Annotated in this window: 8 protein-coding genes; 4 read left to right on the forward strand and 4 right to left on the reverse strand. The window is 72.7% G+C overall.

Annotation, left to right across the window (positions count from 1 at the left end):
* Both NCC78_RS27395 and NCC78_RS27400 read right to left on the reverse strand, forming a co-directional pair.
* Window positions 1–728: ABC transporter permease (locus NCC78_RS27395; protein ID WP_250798081.1), on the reverse strand; the 728-nt coding region annotated here is incomplete at its 3' end.
* Between the two features lie 65 nt (window positions 729–793).
* On the reverse strand, window positions 794–1852 hold the full coding sequence (locus NCC78_RS27400) for an iron ABC transporter substrate-binding protein (protein WP_250798083.1): 1059 nt from the start codon (window positions 1850–1852) through the stop codon (window positions 794–796).
* A gap of 118 nt (window positions 1853–1970) precedes the next feature.
* Between NCC78_RS27400 and NCC78_RS27405 the strand changes: the two genes are divergently transcribed.
* From NCC78_RS27405 to NCC78_RS27415, 3 genes are read left to right on the forward strand one after another with little or no spacing between them, the layout of a single operon-like run.
* Window positions 1971–2561, forward strand: coding sequence for an HhH-GPD-type base excision DNA repair protein (locus tag NCC78_RS27405; protein WP_250798084.1), 591 nt, complete (start codon window positions 1971–1973; stop codon window positions 2559–2561).
* Between the two features lie 54 nt (window positions 2562–2615).
* Window positions 2616–2825 (forward strand): low temperature requirement protein A, encoded by a 210-nt coding sequence (locus NCC78_RS27410; protein WP_250798085.1) that lies wholly within the window; start codon window positions 2616–2618, stop codon window positions 2823–2825.
* Window positions 2798–3817: a low temperature requirement protein A gene (locus NCC78_RS27415; RefSeq protein ID WP_250798086.1), complete on the forward strand. Its 1020-nt coding sequence runs from the start codon at window positions 2798–2800 to the stop codon at window positions 3815–3817. The genes NCC78_RS27410 and NCC78_RS27415 overlap by 28 nt, the downstream gene beginning before the upstream one ends.
* 52 nt (window positions 3818–3869) lie before the next feature.
* Here NCC78_RS27415 and NCC78_RS27420 read toward each other — a convergent pair whose 3' ends face one another.
* Both NCC78_RS27420 and NCC78_RS27425 read right to left on the reverse strand, forming a co-directional pair.
* Window positions 3870–4178 (reverse strand): YlcI/YnfO family protein, encoded by a 309-nt coding sequence (locus tag NCC78_RS27420; protein ID WP_250798087.1) that lies wholly within the window; start codon window positions 4176–4178, stop codon window positions 3870–3872.
* The gene (locus tag NCC78_RS27425; RefSeq protein ID WP_250798088.1) at window positions 4168–4479 is read right to left on the reverse strand and encodes a hypothetical protein; all 312 of its coding nucleotides are present in this window, start codon (window positions 4477–4479) and stop codon (window positions 4168–4170) included. The genes NCC78_RS27420 and NCC78_RS27425 overlap by 11 nt, the downstream gene beginning before the upstream one ends.
* A gap of 106 nt (window positions 4480–4585) precedes the next feature.
* Between NCC78_RS27425 and NCC78_RS27430 the strand changes: the two genes are divergently transcribed.
* Window positions 4586–4942, forward strand: a complete 357-nt coding sequence (locus NCC78_RS27430; protein ID WP_250798089.1) for a DUF3099 domain-containing protein — start codon at window positions 4586–4588, stop codon at window positions 4940–4942.
* The last annotated feature ends 94 nt before the right edge of the window (window positions 4943–5036 follow it).

Consider the following 5036-nt stretch of genomic DNA (forward strand, 5'->3'; position numbering starts at 1 on the left):
CCGCGCCGGCGGGTCGCGGTCTCCCCGGCCAGCAGCAGCACGGTCAGCGCCACCAGCACGCTGGAGAGCACCAGCGCGCCGGTGCGGTCGAAGCCCAGGTCGAAGGCGACGAAGATGGCCCGGGTGAAGGTGTCCGCGCGCAGGATCGACACGGCCCCGAAGTCGGAGAGCACGTAGAGGGCGACCAGCAGCGCGCCGGCCGCGGTGGCCGGCCGGATCTGCCGCAGGGTGACCTTGGTGAAGGTCCGCCAGCCGCTGCGCCCCAGCGAGCGGGAGACCTCCTCCTGGGCCGGGTCCGCGCCGCGCAGCGCGGCCGCGACCGGAAGGAAGACGTACGGGTACGAGCAGAGGGTCAGCACCAGCGCCGCCGGCCAGAACCCCTCCAGCCGGTCGACGCTGGAGACCCAGGCGAAGGCGGCGATGTAGGTGGGGACGGCCAGCGGCAGCGCGGCCAGCACCGCGAAGAGCCGCCGGGCTGGCAGGTCGGTGCGGGTGACCAGGAACGCGGCGCCGACGCCGAGCAGGACACAGGCGGCGGTGACCACGGCGGCGAGCCCGAGGCTGCGCAGGGCGAGCAGGCCGACCCGCTCGGTCCAGAGCTCGGCGGCGATCCGGTCGGCGCCGGCCTCGGCGGTGCGTACCGCGAGGTAGACCAGCGGGACCAGGGCCACGGCCACCGCGACGGTCGAGGCCGCGAGCAGCGTCGGGCGCGGTGCCAGCCGCCGCAACCGCCCGCGTACGCCGGACAGGGCCGGCCCCGGAAGGGCCGACCCCGCGGTGGTCGTCTGGGTGCTCAGGGCACCAGCCCCGAATCCTTGATCAGGGTGATGGTGGCTTCCAGCGTGTCGAGGTCGTTCAGGTCGATCGCCGGGGTGTCCAAATCGGCCAGCGGCGGCACGTACGCCGGGGCGGGGACGCCGGCCACGACCGGGTACTCGAAGGTCTGCTCGGCGAAGTGCCGCTGCGCCTCGGTGCCGAGCAGGTAGTCGACGAAGGCCTGGGTGTCGGCGTCCTGCGCGGCGTGCTTGAGCACCCCGACGCCGGAGACGTTGACCAGCGCGCCGGTGTCGCCGGCGGGGAAGAAGTGCAGCTTGACCTTGAGGGCCTCCGGGGTGGTGCCCTTCTCCTTGGCGACCTCGCCCAGGTAGTAGTGGTTCACCAGGCCGACGGGGATGGTGCCCTTGTCGACGTCCTCGACGATCTTGACGTTGTTGTCCCGGATCTGCGGCTCGTTGGCCTTGAGGCCGGCCAGGAAGTCCTTGGCCTTCTGCTCGCCGTGCTGCACCCGGATCGCGGTGACGAACGCCTGGAAGGAGGCGTTGGTCGGGGCGACGCCGATCTTGCCCTTCCACTTCGGGTCGGTCAGCTCGAAGACGGACTTCGGCAGCTCGGCGGCGGGCACCTGCTCGGCGTTGTACGCCAGCACCCGGGAGCGCGCGCTCACCCCGACCCACTGGCCGCCGCGGGCCCGGTAGGCCTCGGGCACCTTGGCGGTGGTCGCCTCGGGCAGCGTGGTGAACATCTCCCGCTTGGCGACCGCGCCGAGCGCTCCGGCGTCCTGGGCGAGGAACGCGTCGGCCGGCGACTTGTCGCCCTCCTCGACGAGCTGCGCGGCGAGCTGGGCGGTGGTGGCGTACCGGGGCTTGACGGTGATGCCGGTCTGCTGGGTGAACTTCTCCAGAAGGGGCTTGATGAGCTGCTCGTTGCGCCCGCTGTAGACGGTGATCGTCTTGTCGTTCGGCTTGCCGGGGTCGGCGGCGTCGCCCTCGCCGGACCCGCAGGCGACCAGGCCGGAGGCGAGCAGCCCGGCGGCGAACAGCGTCGCGGTGGACCTGCGGACAGAGACGGTCACGGCGAAACCCCTTCACGACGGTCGACGGTCAGAAGTTAGCACAGGCTAACCTCACGGTGAATCGGACCGGGTGTCGGATCGGCGCGGCCCGCGCGCCGGGCGTACGACGGCGGGCAGGATGTCACCCATGACGCTCGCGCTGCCCATCGACCCCGAGGCCAACCGGCTGCTGGAGCGCAGCCCACTGGCCCTGCTCCTCGGCATGGTGCTCGACCAGCAGGTGCCGATGGAGAAGGCTTTCTCCTCCCCGTACGTGCTGGCGCAGCGGCTCGGCCACGAGCCGGACGCCCGGGAACTCGCCGGGTACGACCCGGAGGCCCTGGTCGCCCTCTTCGCCCGACCGCCGGCGCTGCACCGGTTCCCCAAGGCGATGGCGGCCCGGGTGCAGGAGGTGTGCCGGGTCCTGGTCGACCGGTACGACGGCGACGCCGCCCGGCTCTGGGCCGACGCGGCCGACGGCCCGGAGCTGCTCCGCCGCATCGCCGACCTGCCCGGCTTCGGCACGCAGAAGGCGCAGATCTTCCTCGCCCTGCTCGGCAAGCGGTTCGGGGTGACGCCGCAGGGCTGGCGGGAGGCCGCCGGCGGGTACGGCGACCCGGGCGCCCACCGCTCGGTGGCCGACGTCACCGACGCCGACTCGTTGCGCCGGGTCCGCGAGTACAAGCAGCAGATGAAGGCGGCGGCGAAGGCGAAGAGCGCCCAGGGCTGACGCAACGCCGCCGCCGCCGGATCGTTGGGATCGTCGGGCGGCGACGGGTGGCTGATGACCGACGAGCGGGGTGCGGCGCTGCTGCGCGGCGGGATGAGTTCGCCGCGCGCCTCGTTCCTCGAACTCTTCTTCGACCTGGTCTTCGTCTTCGCGCTCACCCGGGTCTCCCAGCGCCTGATCGACGACCTGTCCACCCACGGGCGCGACGTGCTCCGCGAGACGGCCGAGACCGTGCTGTGCTGCTGTTCCTCGCGCTCTGGATGATCTGGTCACTGACCGCGTGGGCGACCAGCCGGTACGAGCCGGAACGCGCGGCCATCCAGTTCGTGGTGCTCGCCTCGGCGTTCGCCGCCATGGTGATGGCCGTCGCGATCCCCGGGGCCTTCGCCGAGCGGGCGTTGCCGTTCGTGCTGGCCTACCTGACCGTCCAGGTGGGTCGGCCGTTCTTCCTCACCCTGGCGCTGCGCGGTCACCCGCGCCGGGCGGTCACCTCCCGGATCCTGCTCTGGTCCTCGATCGGCGCGCTGCCCTGGCTGGCGGGCGGCCTGGTGCCGGCGCTGCGTGCGCCGTGCTGGACGCTCGCGCTGGCCTGGGACTACCTGGGGCTCGCGCTGGGCTGGCCGCTACCCGGGCGGGCCGCGGTGCGGACCGCCGGCTGGGCGGTCACCGGGGAGCACCTCGCGGAGCGGTACCAGCAGTTCTTCCTGATCGCGCTCGGCGAGACGATCCTGGTCATCGGTCTGACCTTCAGCGGCGGGCAGTTCACCGCCGCGCAGGCCGGTGCCTTCGCCGTGTCGTTCCTCACCACCGCGCTGCTGTGGCGGATCTACTTCCACCGGGCCGGGCACCTGCTCACCGAGGCGATCGCGGCCGCCCGCTCCCCCGGGCTGCTGGGTGAGTCCGCCACCTGGACCCACCTGGTGATCGTCGCCGGCGTGCTGCTCACCGGCGTCGGCTACGAGCTGGTCATCACCCACCCGTTCGGGCGGACCGAGTCGGGCTGGCCGGTGTTCATCATGGGCGGTCCGGCGCTCTTCCTGGCCGCCCGGGCACGCTTCGAGTACGAGATCTTCGGTCGGGTCTCCCGGTCCCGGCTGGTCGGCGTGGTCCTGCTCATCGGGCTGGCGCCGGTGGCGCTGCGGCTGCCGCCGATGGTCGCGCTGACGGTGAGCGCCGTCGTGCTGACCGGGATCGCCGTCGCCGACGCGGTACGCGCCCGGGGGCGCCCGGTCGAGCAGCCCGCGTCGCCCTTCTGACCGGCCACCGCCGACCAGGAGAGCGGGTCGGGCGGGTGAGACGGCGGGCGGGTCAGGCGGCGGTCGGCCGGGAGAGCGAGGCCAGCGCGCGCCGCACGTCGGCGAGGGAGACCGTCGCCGAGTCGTCCAGGTCGGCCAGGCCGGCCTCGATCCACTGGCGCATGAGCGTGGTCACCCCGATGCCCCGCGCGTCGGCGGCCGCCCGGACCCGCTCGTACGTCTCCAGGGGCAGGCGCACCGAGCGGCTGACCATCGGTGTGTCGGTGTCGGGGGTGGGCAGCTCCACCGGCTGGCTCTCGTCGATCAGCTCGGCGAGCGCGTCGTCTCCGTGGAACCGCTTGGTCGCCTCGTCACGGTGCATCGTGACCGCCTCCTCGTCGGCGATCCCTCCGCACCGCGTCGTCGTAGCGCTTGGCCTCGACGTCGCTCAGCTCGCGGGCGGAGAGGATGTCCCAGTCGTTGTCGGTGCCGTCGGCCTCGGCGAGCAGCACGGCCAGCCGGCGCCCCCGGCGGGCGGCGGCGTAGACCACCATCACGTCGTCGCCCAGGTGGCGGATGACCCGACGGCTGCTGTGCAGAGCCTCCCAGACTTCCGCCGGCGTGACGTCGTAGACCCGGAGGTTGGCCAACGCCTCGTCGGTGAAGCTGAACCGGCTGCCCACATCGGGAGCGTACCACGGGCGTAACACGTAAGCAGATGCGTCGGTTTTCGCTGATCACGCTCGGGAGGTGACAGGATGGGTCGTAATCCCCTCGAGGAGGTCCGTGGTGAAGCGTCAGGCGTACCAGCCGATCCTGATCACCGACGCCTCGCGCAGCCAGGACGACCAGCTCACCAGCCGCCAGAAGCGCTACGTGCTCATGATGGGCATCCGGGTGGCCTGCGTGATCGTCGGCGCCGTCCTGGTCGGCGTGCAGGCCCCGCTGCTCTGGCTCTGGCTCCCGCTCGTCGGGCTGGGCATGATCCTGATCCCCTGGCTGGCGGTGCTGCTGGCCAACGACCGGCCGCCGAAGGACGAGCACCGGCTGATGAACCGCTTCCAGCAGCAGCACCGGGACGAGACCCCGCCGATGAGCCTCACCGCCCAGGAACGGCCGCACAAGGTCATCGACGTCGAGCCCTGATCGGCCTCACCCGCGTCGTCCACTCGCGCCCCGACCGCTCGGTCGGGGCGCGAGTGCGTGCAAGGGTCGCTCAGCCCACCGGCCGGGCACCGAC

The sequence above is a fragment of the Micromonospora phytophila genome (genome assembly GCF_023656545.1).
Lineage (GTDB): Bacteria > Actinomycetota > Actinomycetes > Mycobacteriales > Micromonosporaceae > Micromonospora > Micromonospora phytophila.